The organism is Flavonifractor sp. An306 (assembly GCF_002159455.1).
Taxonomy (GTDB): domain Bacteria; phylum Bacillota; class Clostridia; order Oscillospirales; family Oscillospiraceae; genus Flavonifractor.
Map to the genome: position 1 here is coordinate 1 of NZ_NFIQ01000228.1, position 850 is coordinate 850.

At 47.4% G+C, this 850-nt stretch carries 1 protein-coding gene; it reads left to right on the top strand.

Features of this window, described 5'->3' with window-relative positions:
• Nucleotides 1–63 precede the first annotated feature (63 nt).
• Nucleotides 64–830 (top strand): IS5 family transposase gene (locus B5F88_RS19805; RefSeq protein WP_087937084.1). Its coding sequence is split into 2 segments (ribosomal slippage): nucleotides 64–424 and nucleotides 424–830, totalling 768 coding nucleotides; the frame shifts between segments, so codons are not numbered across the junction.
• Nucleotides 831–850: the final 20 nt, after the last annotated feature.

Genomic DNA, 850 nt, shown 5'->3' on the forward strand with positions numbered 1-850 from the left:
TAAATAGTGTTTACACGAGTAATGTGGTATAATAGGAACAATAGGCCAGAAAGAGGTGTTCCTATGAGCAATGAACAACAACGCCATGACATGAGTGATACGGTATGGAATCTGCTGGAGCCGCATCTGCCAGGACAACGCGGGCAATGGGGTGGCATCGCACAGGATAACCGGCGGTTTGTCAATGGCGTGTTTTGGATTTTACGCACAGGAGCACCGTGGCGGGATTTACCGCCGTGCTACGGGAAATGGGGTACTGTATATCAGCGTTTTCGCAGATGGCGTGATAAGGGAACCTGGGAAAAGCTGCTGGAAATCCTGGTTGATGAACCTGATTTTGAATGGCTCATGATTGATGCGAGCCATTGCAAGGTACATCCTCATGCCGCTGGAGCAAAGGGTGGAAACCAGGACATGAGTCGTACAAAAGGGGGCTCAATACCAAGATTCACCTTGCCGTGGATGCAAATGGTATGCCGGTCCGAGTACTTATCACAGAGGGTACCCGAGCTGATTGCAAAGAAGCTATTCACCTAATTGACGGAATATCCGCGGAAACATTACTGGCCGATCGTGGTTATGACACCAATCAGATCATTGCGTATGCTGCTGGTGCTGGAATGAATATTGTGATTCCGGCCAAGCGAAATCGCAAACACCAAAGGGACTATGATCGTTATTTGTACCGGCTTCGTCATTTGGTGGAAAATGCTTTTTTGCATCTGAAACGCTGGCGTGGTATTGCCACGCGATATGCCAAAAATACAGCATCTTTTTTGGCAGCAGTGCAAATTCGTTGCATTGCTATTTGGTGTGCCATTTTAGCCTAATCTTGTGTAGACACTATTTA